The following is a 979-nucleotide window of genomic DNA, read 5'->3' as shown; positions in this document are numbered from 1 at the left end:
CGGCCCCAGAACCGGTCCTGGAACTCGTCGGCGTCGCTCCGTTGATGCTGGCCAGCTCCCGCCGGTCGTCAGTAAGCCCACCTCGCACGGAGCTCTGTCTGAGGCGACATTGCAGGGCGCCTCGACCGGCCTCTGCCGGCGATGAGCCCGGATCGTCCGTCGGTGGGCCAGGCTACGTCGTCGATAGCCAGAAACGGCGCTGCTGCGACGGCGGCGGGCGTCGTTTCAGCGAAGTCTTGGACCTCGCGATGAAGGTGGGACTGGTCGGCATAACCGGCCTCGACCGCCACTGTGGCGGGGCTGCGTCCGGCGGCGAGCCCGTGGGCAGCGGCGTCGAAGCGGATCAGACGGGCGGCACGCTTGGGTGTGAGGCCGATCTGTGATCGGAACCGGGACCATAGCCGTTTGCGGCTCCACCCGACCGCCGTCGCCAATCCCTCGACCCGTGCCCGCCCTCCACTTGCCATCAGCCGCTCCCAGCAGTACGCGACCTCGGGATCGATCGCACGACCGGCGTCCAGGCGTCGAGCAAGCGCGGCCTCCGCGATCACGAACCGACCTTTCCACGATCCGGCAGCGCGGAGTTGCTCCTGCAACCGCGCGGCTTCGCGTCCCCAGAGAGCGTCGAGCGACACGACTGCACCGCTGAGATCGGGCACGGCAGCGAGGGCCGTGTACGCGACCACCGGCGACAACCGCACCTGAAGGCACTCGAAACTTCCCGTCGGCCCCCGCCCACGCGCACCCTGCGGCCCGAGCCCGGCGACCACCCTGTCACGCTGGAGCCGACCATTCCCGTCGTCCACCTCAAGCGGCCCATCTCCGAGATCGAAGATCAGGGCGACCGCCGGGTGCGCCACCATCTCAACATCGACGGGCGTCACCACGCGATCGCTGAACCCAGCCATCGCGACTCCGGCCAGCCGAGCTGGCCCTGGTGTCGGGACCGTGATGTCCCAAGCGGGCGCGCCGGCGCGGG

At 70.1% G+C, this 979-nt stretch carries 1 protein-coding gene; it reads right to left on the bottom strand.

Annotated elements, in window-relative coordinates:
* Nucleotides 1–68: 68 nt before the first annotated feature.
* A partial coding sequence (locus tag Raf01_RS49120; protein ID WP_239134602.1) for a helix-turn-helix domain-containing protein occupies nucleotides 69–979 on the bottom strand: 911 nt, incomplete at its 5' end.

The sequence above is a fragment of the Rugosimonospora africana genome (assembly GCF_016862975.1).
In the GTDB taxonomy this organism is placed as follows: domain Bacteria; phylum Actinomycetota; class Actinomycetes; order Mycobacteriales; family Micromonosporaceae; genus Rugosimonospora; species Rugosimonospora africana.
The sequence above is the reverse complement of the archived record's forward strand: the minus strand, read 5'-3'. Positions and strand labels throughout refer to the sequence as shown.